19 protein-coding genes, 3 tRNA genes and 1 other RNA gene are annotated in these 20,312 nt (G+C 64.9%); 10 read left to right on the forward strand and 13 right to left on the reverse strand.

Annotation, left to right across the window (positions count from 1 at the left end; translation table 11 throughout):
* Position 1: 1 nt before the first annotated feature.
* Positions 2-775 (forward strand): TrmH family RNA methyltransferase, encoded by a 774-nt coding sequence (locus FVW59_RS04850; protein WP_148063120.1) that lies wholly within the window; start codon positions 2-4, stop codon positions 773-775.
* Here the strand turns inward: FVW59_RS04850 and FVW59_RS04855 are convergent.
* From FVW59_RS04855 to ffs, 13 genes are all read right to left on the reverse strand, one after another.
* Entirely contained in the window at positions 772-1,605 is an 834-nt protein-coding gene (locus tag FVW59_RS04855; RefSeq protein ID WP_148063121.1) for an outer membrane protein, read from the reverse strand. The two genes, FVW59_RS04850 and FVW59_RS04855, sit on opposite strands and share 4 nt — an antisense overlap.
* A 74-nt stretch (positions 1,606-1,679) precedes the next feature.
* Positions 1,680-2,789 (reverse strand): NAD(P)-dependent alcohol dehydrogenase, encoded by a 1,110-nt coding sequence (locus FVW59_RS04860; protein ID WP_222711430.1) that lies wholly within the window; start codon positions 2,787-2,789, stop codon positions 1,680-1,682.
* A gap of 103 nt (positions 2,790-2,892) precedes the next feature.
* Positions 2,893-4,068, reverse strand: coding sequence for a vWA domain-containing protein (locus FVW59_RS04865; protein ID WP_148063122.1), 1,176 nt, complete (start codon positions 4,066-4,068; stop codon positions 2,893-2,895).
* 9 nt (positions 4,069-4,077) lie between these two features.
* Positions 4,078-4,923 carry an AAA family ATPase gene (locus FVW59_RS04870; RefSeq protein ID WP_148063123.1) on the reverse strand — a complete coding sequence of 282 codons (846 nt, stop codon included), beginning with the start codon at positions 4,921-4,923 and terminating at the stop codon, positions 4,078-4,080.
* 67 nt (positions 4,924-4,990) lie between these two features.
* A complete protein-coding gene (locus FVW59_RS04875; RefSeq protein WP_187275769.1) occupies positions 4,991-6,490 on the reverse strand; it encodes a vWA domain-containing protein in 1,500 nt (499 codons plus the stop codon).
* A gap of 23 nt (positions 6,491-6,513) precedes the next feature.
* The gene (locus FVW59_RS04880; protein ID WP_148063125.1) at positions 6,514-6,885 is read right to left on the reverse strand and encodes a hypothetical protein; all 372 of its coding nucleotides are present in this window, start codon (positions 6,883-6,885) and stop codon (positions 6,514-6,516) included.
* 11 nt (positions 6,886-6,896) lie between these two features.
* Positions 6,897-7,334, reverse strand: coding sequence for a YcgN family cysteine cluster protein (locus tag FVW59_RS04885; protein WP_148063126.1), 438 nt, complete (start codon positions 7,332-7,334; stop codon positions 6,897-6,899).
* Positions 7,327-7,599 (reverse strand): YcgL domain-containing protein, encoded by a 273-nt coding sequence (locus FVW59_RS04890; RefSeq protein WP_148063127.1) that lies wholly within the window; start codon positions 7,597-7,599, stop codon positions 7,327-7,329. The genes FVW59_RS04885 and FVW59_RS04890 overlap by 8 nt, the downstream gene beginning before the upstream one ends.
* Positions 7,596-8,732, reverse strand: coding sequence for a ribonuclease D (rnd, locus tag FVW59_RS04895; protein WP_148063128.1), 1,137 nt, complete (start codon positions 8,730-8,732; stop codon positions 7,596-7,598). The genes FVW59_RS04890 and rnd overlap by 4 nt, the downstream gene beginning before the upstream one ends.
* A 12-nt stretch (positions 8,733-8,744) precedes the next feature.
* Positions 8,745-9,356, reverse strand: a complete 612-nt coding sequence (gene recR, locus FVW59_RS04900; RefSeq protein WP_148063129.1) for a recombination mediator RecR — start codon at positions 9,354-9,356, stop codon at positions 8,745-8,747.
* A 9-nt stretch (positions 9,357-9,365) separates the two neighbouring features.
* Positions 9,366-9,689: a YbaB/EbfC family nucleoid-associated protein gene (locus tag FVW59_RS04905; RefSeq protein WP_148063130.1), complete on the reverse strand. Its 324-nt coding sequence runs from the start codon at positions 9,687-9,689 to the stop codon at positions 9,366-9,368.
* 12 nt (positions 9,690-9,701) lie between these two features.
* Positions 9,702-11,582 (reverse strand): DNA polymerase III subunit gamma/tau, encoded by a 1,881-nt coding sequence (dnaX, locus tag FVW59_RS04910; protein WP_148063131.1) that lies wholly within the window; start codon positions 11,580-11,582, stop codon positions 9,702-9,704.
* Between the two features lie 150 nt (positions 11,583-11,732).
* Positions 11,733-11,829: signal recognition particle sRNA small type (gene ffs, locus FVW59_RS04915), an RNA gene on the reverse strand.
* 210 nt (positions 11,830-12,039) lie between these two features.
* Between ffs and FVW59_RS04920 the strand changes: the two genes are divergently transcribed.
* The 9 genes from FVW59_RS04920 to FVW59_RS04965 all read left to right on the forward strand — a co-directional run bounded on the left by FVW59_RS04920 (position 12,040) and on the right by FVW59_RS04965 (position 20,296).
* On the forward strand, positions 12,040-13,161 hold the full coding sequence (locus FVW59_RS04920; RefSeq protein WP_148063132.1) for an efflux RND transporter periplasmic adaptor subunit: 1,122 nt from the start codon (positions 12,040-12,042) through the stop codon (positions 13,159-13,161).
* Between the two features lies 1 nt (position 13,162).
* Complete coding sequence (locus FVW59_RS04925) at positions 13,163-16,285, forward strand: efflux RND transporter permease subunit (RefSeq protein WP_148063133.1); 3,123 nt, start codon at positions 13,163-13,165, stop codon at positions 16,283-16,285.
* Positions 16,282-17,064 carry a pseudouridine synthase gene (locus FVW59_RS04930; protein WP_148063134.1) on the forward strand — a complete coding sequence of 261 codons (783 nt, stop codon included), beginning with the start codon at positions 16,282-16,284 and terminating at the stop codon, positions 17,062-17,064. Before FVW59_RS04925 ends, FVW59_RS04930 begins: the two co-directional genes overlap by 4 nt.
* 85 nt (positions 17,065-17,149) lie before the next feature.
* A complete protein-coding gene (locus FVW59_RS04935; protein WP_148063135.1) occupies positions 17,150-17,902 on the forward strand; it encodes a sulfite exporter TauE/SafE family protein in 753 nt (250 codons plus the stop codon).
* 1 nt (position 17,903) lies between these two features.
* A complete protein-coding gene (gene safD / locus FVW59_RS04940) occupies positions 17,904-19,274 on the forward strand; it encodes a sulfoacetaldehyde dehydrogenase SafD (RefSeq protein ID WP_148063136.1) in 1,371 nt (456 codons plus the stop codon).
* Between the two features lie 40 nt (positions 19,275-19,314).
* Complete coding sequence (locus FVW59_RS04945) at positions 19,315-19,677, forward strand: sodium:solute symporter family transporter (protein ID WP_222711431.1); 363 nt, start codon at positions 19,315-19,317, stop codon at positions 19,675-19,677.
* Between the two features lie 263 nt (positions 19,678-19,940).
* Positions 19,941-20,017 (forward strand) — tRNA-Pro (locus FVW59_RS04955).
* A 53-nt stretch (positions 20,018-20,070) separates the two neighbouring features.
* Positions 20,071-20,146: transfer RNA gene (locus FVW59_RS04960), tRNA-His, on the forward strand.
* 73 nt (positions 20,147-20,219) lie between these two features.
* Positions 20,220-20,296 (forward strand) — tRNA-Arg (locus FVW59_RS04965).
* Positions 20,297-20,312: the final 16 nt, after the last annotated feature.

The raw sequence follows: 20,312 nt of genomic DNA on the forward strand, positions 1-20,312 counted from the left end.
GATGAACGACAGCCCGGCCTATCGGGAACGCAGGGCCTTCTTCGACCGTCTGCTGACTGTTTACGGTCGCAAGCCGGTGCTGGAAGTCCTGCAGAACCCCGCCCTTCAATGCCACGCCCTGCACCTCGCCGACAGCAACCGCGAGCAGGGCATTGTGCGCGACATCCGGGAGCTGGCCGCGAGCCGCGGCATCGACGTTCAACTTCACGACCGCCAGGCCCTGTCACGGATTTCCCGTAACGGTCGCCAGGATCAGGGCGTCGCCATAGACGTACTGTGCCCCGCCTTCCAGCAGGCCGGGGATGCGCTCACTGACCTGCCGGCCGACGCCCGCCTGCTGGCGCTGGATGGCATCAGCAACCCGCAGAACCTCGGCATGATTATTCGCTCCGCCGCCGCTGGCAATATCGACGGCATTCTGTATGCCCGCCGCGGCAACGCCGCCCTGGGACCACTGGTGATCAAAGCCAGCGCCGGCACCCTGTACCGGGCGCCCCTGCTGCTGTGCGAGGCACTGCCGGAAACACTCCGCCAGTACCGGGATGCCGGCGTGGAGGTCTGTACCCTGGCGGCCGATGCGAGAGAATCACTGTTTGAATTCCGCCCCGCGGGGCGCTGTGTCTACGTACTGGGCAACGAGACCGACGGCGTCTCCGGCGCCGTGCAGAAGACGGCGAGCCGGGGGCTGTCCATCCCCATGCGCAATGGAGTGGAATCCCTGAACGTGGCCGTTACAGCCAGCCTGATTGCCTACGCCGGGCAGATGGAAATCTAGAAGCGCAGGCCCAGATAGACCTGCGGGCCGCTGTATTCGAATTCCACGCCGCCATCCCAGCGCTCCTTGTCGATATCGATGTCCATATCGAAATAGGTGTACTTCAGGCCGGCGCTCAGGTTGTCGGTGAAGCTGTACTCGACGTAGGCGTTGGCGGTGACAATGTCGCCCTCCACGTCGCCGCCGGAGATATCCAGACTGAGCCCGAACCAGCCGCCGTCTGCACCCAGCTCCCAGTTCTGCCAGGGGCGATAGCGCAGGCCGCCACCGATGACCGGCAGGGGCGCATCGGCCTTGGCTGACACCTGCCGGCGTACGCCGGCGCCACTGTTGCCGCTATCTGTACGAGCGCGAACACCCAGTTCGACACCGGTCCAGTGGGCGCCGACCGAAGCCCTGATTTGCAGGGCTTCAGTATCATAAAACGCATAATTGTAGGTCACCGGCACGATACTGATATCCCACTCAGATCCAACGGAAATGCCAAGCGGAAAGGTGGTGTCACCGAGGGTGATATCGCGCTGGAGATCACCCTTCGCCTCGCGGCGAAAGTCCCAGTAGCCCACCACCATCTTGTGCCGGCGGGCGAAACGCCACTCCAGGCCCAGCAGGTAGGTTTCATCGTCCTCGTCGAAGCCGAGGTCCTCTTCAAGGTCTATCTGGGGATTGCGCCGGGCTTCGCCCTGTACGCTTACCCCGGTATTCCAGGAACTCAGAAAATACCCAGCCTGCAGGGCAAACTGATGACGGTCAAAGCCGCTGGCGGACTCGGCCAGACAACCGGGCGCCAGCACACTGGCGGAGAGCAGGAGCAGCGAAGCACGTTTCATATGATGGTTATCCGGGCGACGTCAGCTGGCAGTGTAAGGGATAGCCGGTCTGGAATCACCTGCAGGCCACCGGCTTAGTCGCCCGCGACATCGACGATGATCTTGCCCCTGGCGCGCCCCGACTCCGAATACGCGAGAGCTTCGGTAATCGCCGTCAGCGGATAGTGCCGATCGATCACCGGTGACAGTTCACCGCGTCCAAGCAGTTCGGCGAGAAAGACAAGGTCATCGCCATTCAGATGCGCCAGGAAGGGCGTGAGTTCTTCATCCCCAAGCCGGGAACGCAGCATCGCGCCGGCGATATTCAGCAGTGGACCGACCCAGTCGCCCTCGCCCGCCCCGACCATCACCAGTGTGCCGCCCGGCACCAGCGCCCGCTGATTGGCAGCCGAGCCGTGATTGCCGACGGCGTCGATAATCACATCCCAGCGCTCCTCGCCGCGGGTGTAATCGCGTTGCGTGTAATCAATAACGGCATCGGCACCGAGGCCGAGTACCAGGTCAAGGTTGCGTGTACTGGACACCCCGGTGACTTCTGCTCCCATATTGCGAGCCAGTTGTACGGCAAACGACCCTACGCCCCCGGAGGCTCCGTTGACCAGCACGCGATCGCCGGCCTTCACCCCGCCGGCATCGCGCAGAGCCTGCAGCGCAGACACTGCCGCGATGGGCACTGCCGCCGCCTCGGCGAAGCCGACGCCCTCGGGCATCGCCGCAATGGAACCGGCTGCCCGCAATGTAACGTACTCGCCAAATGCCCCGGTCTGGCCGCCAAATACCCGGTCGCCGGGCTGGAAGCGTGTGACATCGGCGCCCGCCGCCACCACGGTACCAGCAAAATCGACGCCGAGGTGATGACGCTCGGGGCGGCCAATCCCGGTCATCAGACGCATGAAGTAAGGCTGGCCACGCAGGTGGTGCCAGTCCAGGGGGTTGACGCTCGCTGCTTTCACCTGCACCAGCACTTCGTCACGGGCGGGTTCAGGAAGGGGCAGCGCCTCAAGCCGGACCACTTCCGGCCCACCGTAGCAGCGGTAGACCGCGCTGCGCATGCCGTTCTGCGTGGGGTGCTCCGCGCTGACATCGGGACAGGGAGCTGTGTAGGACAGGGCAACCGCTAGCCCCGCCACAGCCAGCAGTACCAGCGCGGCTGCACCTGCGAGTAAACGACGAAAGAATTTCACAACAGGCAGTCTCCGGCAGCAATGAACCGCCAGCATAGCCGCCCTGGCCTATGCGTGCACAGGTGGTCTGTCGCGCCCGACGGGCGCTCCAGCGTATTCGGCGTCAGCGGGAGAGGAAACCCATGCCCTCTTCCAGGCCTTTCAGGGTCAGCGGGTACATGTGGCCTTCCAGCAACTGATGGGTGATGGCGGTGGATTGCGTCCACTCCCACTCCTCCTCCGGCACCGGGTTGATCCAGATGACCTTCTCGTAGGTTTCCCGCAGGCGACGCATCCACACCTCGCCGGACTCCTCGTTCCAGTGCTCCACCGAACCGCCGGGCTGGACGATTTCGTAGGGCGACATGGCGGCATCGCCGACAAAGATCACCTTGTAGTCGTGGCTGTACTTGTGCATCACGTCGAGCAGCGGCGTGCGCTCGTTGTGACGGCGGATATTGTTGCGCCACACGCTTTCGTAGATGAAGTTGTGGAAGTAGAAGTACTCCATGTGCTTGAACTCGGTGCGCGCCGCCGAGAACAGCTCTTCGCAGACCTTGACGTGGGGGTCCATGGAGCCGCCCACATCGAAGAAAATCAGCACTTTCACCGCATTGTGGCGCTCGGGCACCATCTTGATGTCCAAAAGCCCGGCGTTGCGCGCCGTGGAACGTATGGTGTCGTCGAGATCCAGCTCATCGGCGGCGCCGGTGCGGGCGAACTTGCGCAGGCGACGCAGGGCCACCTTGATATTGCGGGTGCCCAGTTCAACGCCGTCATCGAGGTTTTTGAAATCGCGCTTGTCCCAGACCTTGACGGCTTTCTTGTTGCCGCCGTTGGGGCCAACGCGAATACCCTCGGGGTGGTAGCCCTGCTGGCCAAAAGGCGAGGTGCCCCCGGTGCCAATCCACTTGTTGCCGCCTTCGTGGCGTTCTTTTTGCTCGTCCAGGCGTTTTTTGAATTCCTCGATCAGCTTCTCCAGCCCGCCGAGGGATTCAATTTTATCCTTCTCCTCCTGCGACAGCTGCTTCATGAATTCATTGCGCAGCCAGTCGTCGGGGATCAGCGCCTCGATGATGTCATCGAGTTCCTCCAGCTCGCGGAAGTGCAGGCCGAAGGCGCGGTCGAAGCGATCGAAGTACTTCTCGTCCTTCACCATGCAGGTGCGACTGAAGTAGTAGAACTCGTCGATACTGCCAAAGGCCACGTGCCGCTTCAGCCCTTCCATCAGGTCGAGCAGCTCCCGCGTAGTGACAGGTACGCCGGCGTCTTTCAGGCCTTGGAAGAAGTTAATCAACATGGGCGCAATCTAGCGGTTTTCTCGCCGGTGCATGAAGGCCAGGCGCTCCAGCAGGTGGACGTCCTGTTCGTTCTTGAGCAGCGCGCCATAGAGCGGCGGAATGGCTTTGCTGTGGTCGCGCTCTTTCAACAACTCGTCGGGAATATCGTCAGCCATCAGCAACTTCAGCCAGTCGATCAGCTCGGATGTGGACGGCTTCTTCTTCAGCCCCGGAATGGCGCGCAGGTCGAAGAACACCTCCAGCGCATCCTGCACCAGTTCCTGGGTGATACCCGGGTAGTGCACGTCCACGATCTGGCGCATGGTGTCGCGATCGGGGAAGTTGATGAAGTGAAAGAAGCAGCGGCGCAGGAAGGCGTCCGGCAGCTCCTTTTCGTTGTTGGAGGTGATGATGATGATCGGGCGCTGTTTTGCCTTGATGGTCTCGCCGGTCTCGTAGACGAAGAACTCCATGCGGTCCAGTTCCACCAGCAGGTCGTTGGGGAACTCGATGTCAGCCTTGTCGATCTCGTCGATCAGCAGGACCACCTGCTCGTCGGCGTCGAAGGCCTCCCACAGCTTGCCCTTCTTGATGTAGTTGGCGATGTCGTGGACTTTCTCGTCACCGAGCTGGGAATCGCGCAGGCGCGATACCGCATCGTATTCGTACAGGCCCTGCTGTGCCTTGGTGGTAGATTTGATATGCCACTGGATCAGGCGCTTGCCCAGCCCCTGTGCCACTTCCTCCGCCAGCATGGTCTTGCCGGTGCCGGGCTCCCCCTTGATCAGCAGCGGGCGCTGCAGGGTAACCGCGGCGTTTACCGCCATGCGCAAATCATCTGTCGCTACGTAGCGTTCTGTCCCTTCGAATTTCATACTCGTGTGTCACCTGAATCGGGCAAAGCGTGCAAGATTAGCGAGCGGGCGCAGCCCGTGCAAGCACTCAGCGAGGAGCGCTGTCCTCCGGCGCCGCACTCACACCGTCCATGGCGGGGTCGTCGAGCGCCTCGCCATTGTCGCGAAAACGCTGCTCCCACAGTGCCAGCCGGCGCTTGCGGCGGCGCCGGGAAATCCACCAGGCGATGAAGCCGATCGCGGCCACCACTGCCGCCAGAGTCAGCATCGGTATCGTCAGGCTGGCGTCGGGCAGCTCGGCCGGGCGTGAGCTGATGGTGCTCTCCGCGGGATCGGCGGTTACCTCAATATGCATGGGCAGCTCACGCTGCAGCGTCTCACCGGACACCCGGGCGACCAGCTGGTAGCGCCCCGCCGCGGCAAATGCCGGAATGCTGATCCGGTACTCCCCGGTTTCCGGCACGCCGTAGCGTTCACTGACGGCAATATCCTCGCGGTATCCGTTGGGCCCGGAAATCGACAGCGTAATGCCGAACATCCCCAGCACAGCGGGGTCGCTGAGCACTCTGTCGCCGTCGCGCAGGCGCAGCCCCAGTTCACTGGCCCGCCCCGCCGGCATGCTGTTGGGCAGCGGATCGATCTCGATATTGAGGTCGGCGATCACCGTGACTTTGATGCGCGCCCCATCCGGGGCGGCCAGGCTCCAGCTGCCGGGCTGCGGCTGACGTACCGTCACCAGGGCGAAACCTTCGGCGACAAACCAGTCGGCAGCGGCGCCGTTGTCCGCCTGTAATCGACTGCCGTCGGGCGCGCGCAGCGACATTGCCTCTGCCTCCCCGTCAAAAAACAGCAGCACGGTAAACTCTTCGACACTGTCGTCGATCTGGAAGCGGCCGCTCTCCAGCGGCACCTGGGCCGCCGGCGCGACCATTTCCAGCGACTGCACAAAAATGCCCGACAGCTGGTCGGGCGTACTCGCCTTCTCGGCAATGCCGCGGCTCTCCCGGGCCAGCGAGCGCAGGAAGGTCCAGTCCGCTTCGTCCGACAGGGCAATGGTGTGCACCGGGATGCCCGTTGCCCCCAGCTGCGGCGCTGTTTCGCTCAGCACCTGACGCGCTGCAGTGGCATTGGCCATCGGCGATGCGGCGACATCGACCTTGCCGTCTGTCAGCAGAACAATACTGCTGCGATAGCGCGGGTCCATACTGCCCAGGTCGTAGGTGGCCGCGGCCAGCGCCGCGGGAATATTGGTGCGCTGCCCCGAGTTATCGATGGCGGCCACTGCCGCTCGCGCCCGCTCACGCCAGGCGCTGTCCACTTCGCCGTGGGGAACCAGCACCTCCACCGACTCGCCGAAGGTCCACACCCCGGCCCGGGCGCCATCGGGTAGCAGGCGCACGATCAGTTCCAGCGCCGGGCCACGCAGATTCTCCGGATCTGACTGTTTCATGCTGCCGGATATATCGATCAGCAGGCGCAGATCGGGACGCAGGGCCCGCGCCGCGGGGTCGGCCTGCAGCGACAGCGCGGGCAGTACCAGCAACAGCAGCATCAGGCCCCGCATCAGGGCGGCAAGGCTAAATGGCATGGATTTCATCACTACGGGTGCACTCAGGCCGCTTCGGCATCCTCATCCCGCGTTGCGGGCACGCGACGGTGACGCAGAACGGTCAATCCGAGCAGCAGGGCCAGCACCAGCGCCGCGCCGACCATAACGGCCAGCGGTCGCAGGGCGTGCTCCGCGGCGGAGATATCCACCGTCAACCACTGGAACACCGCGACGATAAGGGCCGGCGCCAGGGTTTCCACCCCGGCCTCGGGAAAAGCCGGGGTCAGCAGCAGGGCTGCCCCCAGCAACACCACAAGACCAATCCAGGCCGGGCGCCAGCTCTTGCGCAGCCAGAAGGCAAACAGTACCAGCGCCAGCACGGCGGCGCCGAGATAAGCTGCCATGGCGATGTGATAACTCTGTTCATTGAGCACAGGGTTCTCTCCTACTCAACCCAGTTAACGATGTGTTCATCATAACCATCGGGGTGGACATATTCATCCGAGACCGTCCGTCCGCGGACCGAGATACCGGCGGCGTGGACACTGTCCGGGTCGCCCGTCACCAGCGGGTGCCATTCCGGCAGCGAATCTCCATGGGCGCGTAAACGATAGGCGCAGGTGTCGGGCAGCCAGTCAAAGGCATCGCGACTTTGCGCCGTGAGCTGGACACAGTCGGGGACACGCTGCAAACGCCGGGGGTAATCACTGCAGCGGCAACTGGCTTCGTCCAGCAGACGGCAGTGCACATTGGTGTAAAAGATCTCGCCGCTGTCCTCGTCCTCCAGCTTGTGCAGGCAGCACTTGGCGCAACCGTCGCAGAGCGACTCCCACTGCTGGCGATCCAGGGCTTCGAGGGGAAGCGTGTCCCACCATTCAGCCATCGGCCCGCTCGCGGCGCAGTAACTCCGCCTCGGTGGGCGGCATCTGCAGGTAGAAACCCTGTTGCTCGATCTTCGCCAGCACGTCGGCGGCATTGGCCCGGGCCAGTTTGCGATCGGGCCCCAGCAGCAGAACCATCACCGGGACGGGCTCACCAAACTGCTGCAACAGCTCCTCGGGCACATCCTCGAGCCCGCGGGCGCGATCGACATAGAGATACGTCTCCGGCTTGCGCGAGCTGCGGAATATTTCGCACAGGCGCTTCATCGCCGCGACTCCGCCAGCAGGGCGCGCAACGGCTCCAGCACCGGCTCCCGGCGCCAGCCCTGCCAGTGCCGGGGTTCCTCTCCCAGGGTCCCGCCCCCGGCAAGTCTCACCAGGGCGTCGTAGTCGCGGCTGTTGAGGAGGATTTCCGGCGCCACCTGCAGCTTGCCGGCAATGATTCTCGCCTCCTGTTTCAGGCGCTTGGCGAGGTCTCGCTCCCGCGCCGCGGGGGGCGGGGGCAGTACTGCCGGCATGGCTTCGTCGGGCAATTCCCGCTGCGCGGCCAGCACCTCCAGGACCTCGTCGACATAGCGCCGCTGGGCCGCCGGCGGCAGCTCAACCGCGGCGCGCAACTGCTCGCGCGTCTCCGGCAGGGTGCGGGCAATCTGCAGGCAGTCGGCGTCGGCAATGATCCAGGAGCGGGGCTTGTCCCGCTCGCGAGCGGTTCTCTCACGCCATTCGCTGATGGCCGCCAGGGCGCCGAGCTGACGCGCATTGAGCTTCCAGGCGTTCTTGATGCGCAGGTAATAGGGTTCCGGGCCGGCCAGGTGGGCGGCCACGGCATCGCCACCATCGGCCAGCACCCAGTCGAGCTTGCCCGCTGCCGCGCAGGCCTGGTGCAACTCGTGGTAAACCGCCAGCAGGTAGAGCACATCCTGGGCGGCGTACTGGCATTGCGCCTCGCTGAGCGGGCGCTGCAGCCAGTCGGAGCGGGTTTCGTCCTTGGGCAGGTCCACGCCGCACACAGACTCCACCAGCCCCCGGTAACCGATACCGAAACCCCGGTCCAGCAGCGCGGCGGCACGCTGGGTATCGAACAGGGGCTCGGGCAGCACACCGAGCCACTGACTGAACACCTCGAGGTCCTCGCTCGGCGAATGCAGCACCTTCACTACAGAGCGATCTTCCATCAGGTCGATAATGGCGCCGAGATCGTCGATCGCCAGCGGGTCGATCAACCAGGCGGTGTCGCCAAAACACAGCTGCAACAGCGCCACCTGGGGGTAGAAGGTATTGCGGCGCATGAACTCGGTATCCACCGCCACCGCGTCGGCGCCGGCACTGTCCGCCAGCACCTGCTCCAGGGTCCTGCTGTCTTCAATCAACTGCCATTGCTGCTTGCTGTTACTGCTCATTCACACTGCTCGCTACTGGTGTCCCGGATCAACCTGCCTGCGGCCGCTGAAAGCGTGCGCCAGGGTGTTGCCATCCACATATTCAAGTTCACCGCCAAGTGGTACCCCGTGGGCGATGCGCGATACTTTGACACCCCGTGGCAACAGCATGTCGGTCAGGTAGTAGGCCGTGGCCTCCCCCTCCACCGTGGGATTGGTGGCGAGGATCACTTCATTGATTCCCTCCTCCAGCACTCGCTGCTGGAAACGGTCGAGGCCGATTTCAGCCGGGCCAATGCCGTCGATGGGCGACAGGTGCCCCATGAGCACGAAATACAGGCCGCGGTAACTGCTGCTCTGCTCAACGGCGAGCACATCGGCCGGTGTCTCCACCACACAGATGGTGCTGTGATCGCGGCGCGTATCGGCGCAGATTTCACAGACGGCCAGCTCGGTGAAGTTGCGGCAACGCTGGCAGTGATCAACCTTCTCCACCGCCTGCAGCAGGGCCCTGGCCAGTACCTCTGCCCCCTCGCGGTTGCGCTCCAGCAGGTGCAGGGTCATGCGCTGGGCCGACTTGGGGCCGACGCCCGGCAGGCAGCGCAGCGCCTCGATCAACTCCAGCAGGGCGGGACTGAATTTCATTCGCCGCCCCTAGAACGGCATCTTGAAGCCGGCGGGCAGGTTGAGTCCGGCGGCCAGGCCGGACATCGCCTCGCGATTCTTCTGCTCCACCTTGCGCACGGCATCGTTCACCGCCGCCGCCAGCAGATCCTCCAGCATGGCCTTGTCCTCGGACAGCACGCTGTCGTCGATATGGACCCTGCGCACGTCGTGGCGGCCGTTCATGACGACCGTCACCAGGCCGGCCGCCGCTTCACCGGTCACTTCGGCCAGGGCCAGTTCTTCCTGTTTCTTCTGCATATCGGCCTGCATTTTCTGCGCCTGCTGCATCAGATCCGACAGATTGCCTTTCATGTTCGTTCTCTCTCAGTTGTCCAGGGGGGCTATTGATTCGCGCAACAGCTCGCCGTCAAAACGTTCGATCAGCCCCTGCAGTACCGGGTCGCTCTCAATCGCAGCGACGGCCTCGCGCTGGCGCTCCTCGGCCAGGCGCCGGCTGCGTATCGCGGGCGTTTCTCCCTGCAGGGCTCCGGCTGTAATGCTGACCTTGAACTCGCTATCGAAATAGTTGGTCAGGGCCAATCGCACACGGTCGGTGTGGCCGCTGTTGAACAGGGTGGCGTTGTGCTCGTCCAGAACAAAGTCCAGGTTGCTGCCGGCCACCTCGCGCAATTCACAGTTGGACGCAATGTTATAGACAATGCCCACCAGCCCGAGTTGCTCCAGTAATTCAGGCCAGGTGGCTGGCGAAAGGGCGTCCAGCGACATGGCATTGGCGGGGCGCGGGTGTATTGGCGCAACAGGCTCGCCGGCACCAGCCGGTTCACTGGCCTGCGCCTGTTCTGCCTGCGCGCCTGCCTCAGTCGCCAGTAGCCCGGCGAGCGGAGAAATTCGCGGCGAGTCCTCGCGCTGGCTGCCACTGAGTCCGGTGCCTTCCCGCGGGCGCTCGCCTTGCGCTGCCCTGCTTATGGCCGGCTCCGGCGCATCGCTGTGCGCTGGCCCGGCATTCAGGGGGGGCGCTTCAGCGGGAGGGTGCTCGGGCACCGACGCAGTTTGTGCCGGCGCCGGTTCCGGGGTGGCTTCAGGCTTTTTTACCGCGGGGCCGCCCTCCTCCCCGGCGGCCTGGGTCAGCGCGGCGCTGGAGGCCGCGGTTTCAATGGCAACGGCCGGGCGAAAGGCCAGCATGCGCAGCAGGATCATTTCGAAGCCGCTGCGGGGGTCGCCGGCCAGCGGCAGGTCGCGCTTGCCGTTGATGGCCATCTGGTAGTAGAGCTGGGCGTCTTCGGCACTCATGCTGCCCGCCAGCGATTTCACGCGCTCGGCATCGCCCCAACTGTTGTCCACCGCCGCCGGCACCACCTGGGCCAGGGCCACCCGGTGCAGGAGAGTGATCAGTTCTTCCAGGCTGGATTCAAAGTCCGGCGCGTGTTCGCCCATGGCGGCGACCACCTGCAGGCAGGCTTCCGGCTCCCCGGACACCACCGCCTCCAGTACCTGGTAAACAAAGGTGAGATCCACCGTGCCCAGCATGGTGCGCACTTCGCTTTCGCGCAGGGCGCCGGAGCCAAAGGCGATAGCCTGGTCGGTCAGGCTGAGGGCATCGCGCATACTGCCTGCGGCGGCGCGGCCGAGCAGCCACAGGGCCGGTTCCTCGAAGCTGACCATTTCCTGGTCAAGCACATACTTCAGGTGACCAACTACCTGCTCCGGCGGCATGTTCTTCAGGTTGAACTGCAGGCAGCGGGACAGCACCGTGGCCGGCAACTTTTGCGGATCGGTGGTGGCCAGCAGAAATTTGACGTGGGGCGGCGGCTCCTCGAGGGTTTTCAGCAGGGCATTGAAACTGCTGGCGGAAAGCATGTGCACCTCGTCGATGAGGTAGACCTTGTAGCGCGACCGCGTCGGCGCGTACTGCACGTTTTCCAGCAGTTCCCGGGTGTCCTCGACCTTGGTGCGGGAGGCGGCGTCCACCTCCAGCAGGTCGACGCTCCGGCCCTCGGCGATCTCCAGGCAGGAACCGCATTTGCCGCAGGGTTCGGAGGTGACACCCTCGTCACAGTTCAGGCACTTGGCAAAAATGCGGGCAACCGTGGTTTTACCGACGCCGCGGGTGCCGGTGAAGAGATAGGCATGGTGCAGGCGATCGTGATCCAGCGCGTTGATCAGGGCCTTTAATACATGCTCCTGGCCCACCATTTCGCGAAAGCTTTTCGGTCGCCATTTGCGTGCCAGAGCCTGATAGGACATGCCGGGGGTTGCCTTACTGCAAAAGGGGCTAGGATACACCAGCGGCGGCGACGCGGGAAAGGAAGCCGGGGCGCTTCAGGCGCACAAGCGCTGCCGCCGCGGCAGAAACGGGTTAAACGGATGGCTGTGATGGGAGGGAAGTGGAGGCGACCCGAACAGCCACACCCCGGCACACGAATCAGTAACTACCGTTGCTCCCTTCCGGGCCTGGCGGGGTTCACTACCTATCGTTGCGAGGGGACCGTCCGGGCCACCACAGCGTCTGCGTCGTGCGAATTTCCCTGAATTTACCGGGGAGCCAGATGCAGAGGGCGCGTATTGTGTCTGAAAGGCCCACACCCTGCAAGGCCGGGAGCGAACAGGCCCGCAAATGCGGCGATTCGACCGGCCTTGACACCCATGTTAAAGGCTCTAACATCTGGGCATTGTCACCACCGACTCTGTCCGGACGCCTTCCATGCCCTCCTTTCCAACAGCGGCCAACCTGCCAAAAACCCTGATCGGCATTGCCGTCGCCCTGGCGCTGGCCATTGGCCTCAGCAGCCTGCTGAAGTGGCGAGCCGATGCCGCTGTCTCGCGCCAGCATGCCGATCCCCTGCCAGTCGCCACCACCGTCTTTCGTCTGCAGGACAGCTATTCGGAAGAGCGCCGCTTTCTCGGCGTGACTGAAGCGCCGCGCCGCGCCGACCTGGGTTTCGAGTCCGCCGGGCAACTGGCCAGCATGCCAGTCCACGAGGGCAGCGTTGTGCGCGCGGGCGACATTCTGGCGCAACTGGACGACCGCCTGCTGCAGTCCCGGCGCAAGGCCGCCGCGGCTGAGCTGGAAACCCTGCAGGCCGACCTGGAACTGGCGCGACTGAAAGCGCAGCGCCAGCAGGATTTGCAGGCCAGTGGCGCGGTATCGCGGGAGGCTTTCGATGAAACCCGCCTGCGCGCCCAGGCTCTGGCGGCCCAGCGCAAGGCGGTCAGCGCGCAACTGGAGCAGCTCGACATCGAACTGGAAAAGATGGCCCTGCGCGCGCCCTATGACGGCATTGTCGCCGCCCTCTATATCGATACCGGCGCGGTCGTCGCCCCCGGCACCCGCATCCTGCGCCTGATCCAGGGCGGAGCGCGGGAGGCCCATATCGGTGTCACCCCGGAACTGGCCGCCACCCTGGCGCCGGGCCAGGCCTACCCGTTGCGCTGGCGGGGTGACGTACTGCAGGGGACACTGCGCTCGGTGCGCCCGGACCTGGACCCGGTATCCCGCGCCGCCGTGGCCGTGTTCGAACTGCCCCCGGAGCAGGCCGCGCTCGACGGCGAGGCCATCACCCTGCTGCTGCAGAGGGACATTGCCCAGCGCGGCGGCTGGCTGCCCGTCAGCGCCCTGCTGGAGGGCCAGCGCGGCGTGTGGAATGTACTGGCGGTCAATCAGCATGAACAGACCTGGCGCACTGAACGCGAGGTGGTCGAGGTGCTGGAACTGCGCGGGGATCGCGCCTTCGTGCGCGGCACCCTGGCGGACGGGCAGGCGGTGGTGGCGGAGGGCCTGCATCGTATCGCCGCCGGGTCCGCCGTGACCCCGCTGGAGCGCTGACATGCTGGCCCAGGTACTGTTTCGTCACCGCCGCTTCGTGACGCTGCTGGTCATTATCATCCTCGCCACCGGCATCAGCAGCATGCGCTCGATCGGGCGCCAGGAAGACCCCAGCATCACCAACTTCCTGGCCACGGTGACCACCTTTTTCCCGGGCGCGCCGCCGGGCCGGGTAGAGGCCCTGCTCACCCGTCCGCTGGAGGACGAGCTGCGCCGCATTCCGGAGATCGACGAAATCAGCTCGACCTCCTCGGCCGGCGTCTCCTTCCTTAATATCAAGCTGGAGGAAACCCTGTCGAAGCAGGATATCCAGCGCGCCTGGACTGAGATCCGCGACACCCTCGGCGAGGTGTCAGATCGCTTCCCGCCGGGCGCGAGTGCCCCCCGCTTTGACGATGACCGCCTCACCGCCTACACCACCATTCTGGCCCTGAGCGCCGCCGACGATCGCGAGGTGAGCCTGTCCCTGTTACATCGTATGGCGCTGGACCTGGCGGATGCGGCGCGCAATGTCAGCGGCACCGAGCGGGTGGACCTGTACGGCGAACCCGCCGAGGAAGTGCGGGTGGCCGTGGACGAAGCCGCCCTCGCCTCCCGCGGCCTCAGCCTGGCCCAGGTGGCACAGGCCCTGCAGCAGGCGGACCCGAAGATTTCCGCCGGCCGCGCCAGTGGCGCCGGCAACGACCTGCTGGTGGAAGTGGCCGGCGAATTCGACTCCCTGGCGCGGATACGCGATGTCTCGCTGCGTGCAGGCGGTAACAGCGGCAGTGTGCGCATCGGCGATATCGCCCGGGTCTACAAGGCCCGCACCACGCCGCCACCGGCCATGGCTATGGTCAACGGCAAACCCGGCATCCTGGTCGCCGTGGCCATGTCCGACGGCCTGCAGGTGGACAGCTGGAGCCGGCAGTTCGCGGCCTTTGTCAGCGCATGGCGCGAGCAGGCCCCGGCAGGCCTGGAGGTCGTTACCACCTATGACCAGAGCATCTACACCGAGGCCCGCCTGCAGGGCGTAATTGAAAACCTGGTCATGGGTGTGGCGCTGGTGCTGCTGGTCCTGCTGGCCACACTCGGCTGGCGCGCCGCGGTGGTTGTCGCCGTCATCCTGCCCCTGTGCGGCCTGATGTCCATGACCCTGCTGTACTACTGGGGCGTGGCCATTCACCAGATGTCAGTAACCGGCCTGATTGTGGCTCTGGGGCTGGTGGTGGACGGCTCCATCGTAATGACCGACGAAATCCGCAAGCACCTGCAGCGAGGCGAGACGCCGCTGCAGGCCATCACCGCCTCGGTGCACCGGCTTCGCATACCCCTGCTCTCCAGCACCCTCACCACGATCCTGGCCTTTATGCCCATGGTGGTATTGCCCGGCCCCTCGGGCGACTTTATGGGCAGTATCGCCAAGGCGGTGGTGGTGATGCTCGGCTCCTCCCTGCTGCTGGCCATGACCCTGACACCGGTACTCGCCGCGCGACTGATTCCCGGCAGCCTGAAACGGGAACACCACTGGTGGGAACAGGGAATGGACAGCGGCCGCGGCGGCCGCCTGCTCAGCGACACCCTGGACCGGGCTTTGCGCTACCCCGGCGCCTCTGTTGCCCTGGCCCTGGCGCTACCGGTCGCCGGCTTCCTCGCCTTCCCCAGCCTCACCGCCCAGTTCTTCCCCGGCACCGACCGCGACCAGATGTACGTGCAGGTCAAGCTGCCCGACGGTCGCTCCATCTACGATACCCAGGCGCTGGTCAGGCAGCTGGACGCTAAACTGCGCGAAGAACCGCTGGTACGGCGCGTGGACTGGACACTCGGCGAGAGCCCGCCGGCTTTTTACTACAACATGTACCGCACGCGGGAGGGCATCGCCAGCTGGGCCGAGGCGCTGGTGCTGACGCGTGACGAGAACCAGACCGACAACCTGATCCGTCGCCTGCAGAAAGAAGTGGACCGGGAGTTCCCCCAGGCCCGGGTGATCGTGCGCGGCATCGACCAGGGGCCGCCGGTGATGGCGCCGCTGGAAGTGGAAATTTACGGCCCCAACCTGGATCGCCTGCGGGAGCTGGGGGAGCAGTTTCGCCAGCGCCTGGAGCAGGTCCCCGATGTCACCCACTCCAACGCCAGCCTGTCCGGCGGCGCCCCGAAACTGGTATTCAATGTGGACGAGGGGCGGGCGCAGCTGGCAGGCCTGAGCCTGGCGGACGCCGCCAACACCCTCGACGCCAGCCTGCGCGGTCTCACCGCCGGCGAATTGCTGGAAGACACCCAGCGCCTGCCGGTGCGCGTGCGCTTGACAGAAGATGACTGGGGCAGCGCCGGGGACATCGCCTCACTGCGCATTGCCGGCGCCGCCGCAGGCGGCGAGGGACCGGGCGGCGTAGCCCTCGGCGTGCTCGGCGAACCGCAACTCCTGCCCTCTTCCAGCCCGATTTCGCGCAAGAATGGCGAACGGGTGAATATCGTGCAGGCCTACCTGATGCGCGGCGTACTGCCGGAAGAAGCGCTGAAAAGCCTGCAGGCCGATCTCGCCGCCAACCCCATCGCCCTGCCGGCCGGCTATCACTACCGTTTTGGCGGCGACTCCGATGTGCGTGCCGACGTGGTGGAACAGATCATGGCCCCCATGGGCACTATCCTCGCCGCCATGCTGGCCACCATTGTGCTGACGTTCAACTCCTGGCGCCTGTCCGCCATTGCCGGGTTGGTGTTTGTGTGCTCACTGGGCTTGAGCCTGCTGTCGCTGGCCCTGTTCCGCTACCCCTTCGGGGTGCAGGCGATGATCGGGGTGATCGGATCCATCGGTGTATCAATCAACGCCGCCATTATCATCATGACCGCGCTGCAGGAGGACCCCCACGCCTGTGGCGGCGATCCCCTTGCAGTGCGCAGGGTGGTGATGGATTCCAGTCGGCATATCGTCTCCACCACGGTGACGACCTTCGGCGGCTTCCTGCCCCTGATCCTGGAGGGCAGCCAGTTCTGGCCGCCCTTTGCCATGGCCATCGCGGGTGGTGTTCTGCTGTCGACGGTGATTTCCTTCTTCCTGGTGCCGCCGCTGTTCCGTTTGGCCGTCACTGCCTCCCCGGTGCGCCATGCCGCCCTGCTGACACCCGGCCGGGGCACCCAGCGATGACCGGGGACACCGGCGCAACAGAGGAACCCCTGTCCCTGCTCTACCGGGACGAGTACCTGGTCGCCATCGACAAGCCCTCCGGATTACTGGTACACCGCAGCCCCATCGACCGGCGGGAAACCCGCTTCGCCCTGCAGTTGCTGCGGGACCAGCTGGGGCAGCGCGTCTACCCGGTGCACCGGCTGGACAAGCCCACCTCCGGCGCCCTGCTGTTCGCCCTGGACAGCGATACGGCGCGCCTGCTGTCGCGCCAGTTTGAACAGCGCCAGGTGGAAAAGCACTACCTTGCCATCGTGCGCGGCTACTGCCCGGAACAGGGCGACATCGACCACCCCATCCGCGACGATCCCGACCCCATGCTGGACCAGGACCGGGGCCCGCCCCGGGAGGCCCTCACCCGCTATCGCCGTCTCGCCTGCGTGGAACTTCCCTACGCCGTGGACCGCTATCCCAGCGCGCGCTATTCGCTGGTGGCGCTGGAGCCCCTGAGCGGCCGCAGGCACCAGTTGCGTCGCCACATGAAGCACATCGGGCATCCCATCATCGGCGACGCCAAACACGGCAAGGGCGTGCACAACCGCTTTTTCGCCACCCGGCTCCATGCGCCCCGCCTGCTGCTGCACTGCAGCGAACTGCACCTGCAACACCCGCTCAGCGGTGCGCCGCTCACGCTGCAGGCTCCGCTGGATGCTGTTTTCCAGCGGCTGATCGAGGACTTCGGCTGGCCTGCACCAGCACCAGCAGGTTGCGCGAGCAGCGCCCCGCCAGTGGACCCATAAGTCCCCTTCCCTGGACCTACGCCGGAACGGGCGCCGGCCCTAGCATGGTGCCTGTCACTTTCTCCGGGTGTTGCGGCGGGTTTCAATGGACGTGGTCGACCTTTCCCAGGGAGCGCTGCTGTGGCTGGTTATCGCCACGGCCTTCGCCTCCCTGATCAGCTCTGTCACCGGCATGGCCGGCGGCGTGCTGATGTTTGCGGCCATGAGCCTGTGCCTGCCACTGCGCGTGCTGGTGCCCATTCACGGCGCGGTGCAGGTATTCAACAACGCCGCCCGGAGCTGGTTCCTGCGCCGCCACATCCGCTGGCGCATGTGCCTGCCCTTTGCGGTCGGCGCGACGCTTGGCGCGGCGGCCACCACCCTGTTTATCGTGCGCTATATCGGCGAGTTCTTTCCCCTGCTGTTGCTGGCCGGACTCATCCTGTACACCCTGTTCAAACCGGCCCGGCTGCCGGACCTGAAGATTCCCGACCGGGGTTTCTTCTGGGTGGGCCTGATCACCGGCGGCATGGGGATTCTGGTCGGCGCCATCGACCCGCTGCTGGCGGTGTTCTTCCTGCGCGACGACCTCAGCAAGGAGGAAATCGTCGGCAACAAGTCGCTGATGCAGATGTTCGCCCACCTGACCAAGGTACCGGCCTACCTGTACCTGGGCTTTTCCTTCATCGACAATGCCGGGCTGATCTTGCTGCTCACAGTGTCCGCCGTGGTCGGCGCCCGCCTCGGGCTGATCCTGCTGGCGCGGGTGAGCACCCGGCACTTTCTGCAACTGATGCGCCTGGCCCTGATGCTGGCGGCCCTGCGCATCGGCTACCAATTGATACAGATGGGAGTCTGAAATGTCTGCAACCTATACCGTCACCAATCCCTACGACAACAGCCTGCTGGGGGAATACCCCCACACCACCTGGCAGGAAGTGGAGGCCTCTCTCGCCCTGTTGCAGAGCGGACGGCAGGCACTGCGCAAGACGCCCGCGTGTGAGCGGGCTTCCGTGCTGGGGAAGCTGGCAGAATTGCTGGCGGCCAACAGCGAAGCACTGGCTGAGTTGATCACCCGCGAAACCGGCAAGACCATAACCGACGCCAGGGTAGAGATGAAGCGCGCGACCAATGCCGCCATCGCCTGCAGCGAAGAGGCCCGGCAGATCAGCGGCGAAACCCTGGACTCCGATGCCTACGCCCCGATGGGCGGCAAGTTCGGCATAGTCTGCTGGCGCCCGCTGGGCACGGTGCTGTGCATCACGCCCTTCAATTTTCCCATCAATATCGCTGTGCACAAGATCGGCCCCGCCTACGCCGCCGGCAACACCATCCTGTTCAAACCCGGCCCGCAGAATACGGCCTCGGCCCGGCGCCTGGTCGAACTGTGCTACGAGGCCGGTATGCCCGCGGATGCGCTGCAACTGTGTGTACCAGCGCTGGCTGACATGGACCGGCTCAATGCCCACCCGGCTGTCGACGCCATTAATTTTACCGGCGGCAGCGCCGCGGCCGATGCCATTGCCGCCGCCGCGGGCTATAAAAAGCTCCTGCTGGAACTGGGCGGCAACGACCCCCTGATCGTGATGGACGACGGCGACCTCGATGCCGCGGTGAACGCCGCCATCAACCACCGCCTGGCCACCGCCGGCCAGCGCTGCACCGCCGCCAAGCGCCTGTTCATCCACAGCGCGGTCTATGAAACTTTCCGCGAGCGGCTGCTGGCGCGCGCCGGCGCTCTCAAGGTAGGCGATCCGATGGACCCGGAAACCTTCGTCGGCCCCGTGATCAACCGCCGTGCCGCCGAAGCCATTGAGCGCAGCGTGCAGCAGGCCGTTGACGCCGGCGCCACAGTGGCGCTGGGGCACCGCTACGAGGGGGCCTTTGTCTGGCCCACCGTGCTGGAAAACGTCCCGGCGGACTGCGAGCTGATGCGCGAGGAAGTGTTCGGCCCGGTGCTGCCGCTGTACCGCTTCACCGATGTGGAGGAGATCATCCCCATCATCAACAACAGCATCTACGGCCTGCAGGGCGGCGTGTTCAGCAACAACCTCGCCGTGGTACGTCACCTGTTCGAGGAACTGGAAGTGGGCACCCTGGCGGTCAATGACGGCCCCGGCTTCCGCACCGAACACTTTCCCTTTGGCGGAGTGAAGGCCAGTGGCGTGGGCCGCGAGGGCATCAAGTACGCCATTCGCGAAATGAGCTACACCAAGACCCTCGTTCTCTGACAACCGCCAGCCGGGGCAAACCGGCTGGGACGGAAACTGCATGTACCCGTCCTATGGGTGCATGCGTTTTCAGGCACAATCACAGGACGGGGGCGCGGGCATGACTTCGCTGGCGACGCTCGACCTGGTCGTCATCGGCGTCTATTTCAGTGTCCTGCTGGTGCTCTGCCTGCGCGTTACCCGCCGCGCGCCGGACACCGACGAACTGTTTCTCGCCGGGCGCAGCCTGGGGCCGGCGGTGATCGTCCTGTCCCTCTTCGCCTCCAACCTTTCTTCCACCACCCTCATCGGGTTGCCGGGTGCGGCCTGGCAGAGTGGCATTTCCGTCGCCAACTACGAGTGGATGGCGGCCCTGGTGCTGCTGGCTGCCAGTACCCGGCCTTCGACGGGCACTTCGAACTGAACTACTCCAGCGACAGCAGCGTCTGCATGGCCTGGCGCCACGGTGAGTATTACTGCCGCCTGTTTGTCGACCTCAATTTCAATACCAGCACCATTACCTATCGCGACCTTGACGCCGACTGCGAGGCCGAACTGGATGTTCACTAGCGGCCGGCCGTCGCGGGAAAGGCGAACAGGCTATATTGTCGTTGACGCTCGGGGGCACCCTCAGTATCATGCGCCTCCTGAAATCAAGGGGTAGCACGGCTTCCCCGCATTTCTGTTCGGGGTATAGCGCAGTCTGGTAGCGCGCCTGCTTTGGGAGCAGGATGTCGGGAGTTCGAATCTCTCTACCCCGACCAACTTTCAGCCACTGTCAGGCCAGTTGGTGAACAGCGATTTCAGCCCCGCGATGGTGGCCGTAGCTCATCAGGTAGAGCACCGGATTGTGACTCCGGAGGTGGCGGGTTCGAGACCCGTCGGCCACCCCACTTTTCCCCCGCCGTTCTGCCCTCGAGCGGTTCTTCTCGGGCAAACTGCCCTGTATAATGCCCGCCCTGTTCCGGGGGTATAGCTCAGTTGGATAGAGCAACGGCCTTCTAAGCCGTGGGTCGAGGGTTCGAATCCTTCTACCCCCGCCATATTTTGTCTCTTCAC

The sequence above is a fragment of the Parahaliea aestuarii genome (assembly GCF_008064635.1).
GTDB classification, from domain to species: Bacteria; Pseudomonadota; Gammaproteobacteria; order Pseudomonadales; family Halieaceae; genus Parahaliea; species Parahaliea aestuarii.

Excerpts from the sequence above, each read along its gene's own strand:
- FVW59_RS04945 (WP_222711431.1), top strand. The coding sequence starts at position 19,315 with ATGTACCCGTCCTATGGGTGCATGCGTTTTCAGGCACAATCACAGGAC.
- FVW59_RS04920 (WP_148063132.1), top strand. The coding sequence starts at position 12,040 with ATGCCCTCCTTTCCAACAGCGGCCAACCTGCCAAAAACCCTGATCGGC.
- FVW59_RS04855 (WP_148063121.1), bottom strand. The coding sequence starts at position 1,605 with ATGAAACGTGCTTCGCTGCTCCTGCTCTCCGCCAGTGTGCTGGCGCCC.
- dnaX (WP_148063131.1), bottom strand. The coding sequence starts at position 11,582 with ATGTCCTATCAGGCTCTGGCACGCAAATGGCGACCGAAAAGCTTTCGC.
- FVW59_RS04850 (WP_148063120.1), top strand. The coding sequence starts at position 2 with ATGAACGACAGCCCGGCCTATCGGGAACGCAGGGCCTTCTTCGACCGT.
- FVW59_RS04935 (WP_148063135.1), top strand. The coding sequence starts at position 17,150 with ATGGACGTGGTCGACCTTTCCCAGGGAGCGCTGCTGTGGCTGGTTATC.
- FVW59_RS04930 (WP_148063134.1), top strand. The coding sequence starts at position 16,282 with ATGACCGGGGACACCGGCGCAACAGAGGAACCCCTGTCCCTGCTCTAC.
- FVW59_RS04870 (WP_148063123.1), bottom strand. The coding sequence starts at position 4,923 with ATGAAATTCGAAGGGACAGAACGCTACGTAGCGACAGATGATTTGCGC.
- FVW59_RS04925 (WP_148063133.1), top strand. The coding sequence starts at position 13,163 with ATGCTGGCCCAGGTACTGTTTCGTCACCGCCGCTTCGTGACGCTGCTG.
- FVW59_RS04885 (WP_148063126.1), bottom strand. The coding sequence starts at position 7,334 with ATGGCTGAATGGTGGGACACGCTTCCCCTCGAAGCCCTGGATCGCCAG.
- FVW59_RS04890 (WP_148063127.1), bottom strand. The coding sequence starts at position 7,599 with ATGAAGCGCCTGTGCGAAATATTCCGCAGCTCGCGCAAGCCGGAGACG.
- rnd (WP_148063128.1), bottom strand. The coding sequence starts at position 8,732 with ATGAGCAGTAACAGCAAGCAGCAATGGCAGTTGATTGAAGACAGCAGG.
- FVW59_RS04865 (WP_148063122.1), bottom strand. The coding sequence starts at position 4,068 with ATGTTGATTAACTTCTTCCAAGGCCTGAAAGACGCCGGCGTACCTGTC.
- recR (WP_148063129.1), bottom strand. The coding sequence starts at position 9,356 with ATGAAATTCAGTCCCGCCCTGCTGGAGTTGATCGAGGCGCTGCGCTGC.
- safD (WP_148063136.1), top strand. The coding sequence starts at position 17,904 with ATGTCTGCAACCTATACCGTCACCAATCCCTACGACAACAGCCTGCTG.
- FVW59_RS04875 (WP_187275769.1), bottom strand. The coding sequence starts at position 6,490 with ATGCCATTTAGCCTTGCCGCCCTGATGCGGGGCCTGATGCTGCTGTTG.
- FVW59_RS04905 (WP_148063130.1), bottom strand. The coding sequence starts at position 9,689 with ATGAAAGGCAATCTGTCGGATCTGATGCAGCAGGCGCAGAAAATGCAG.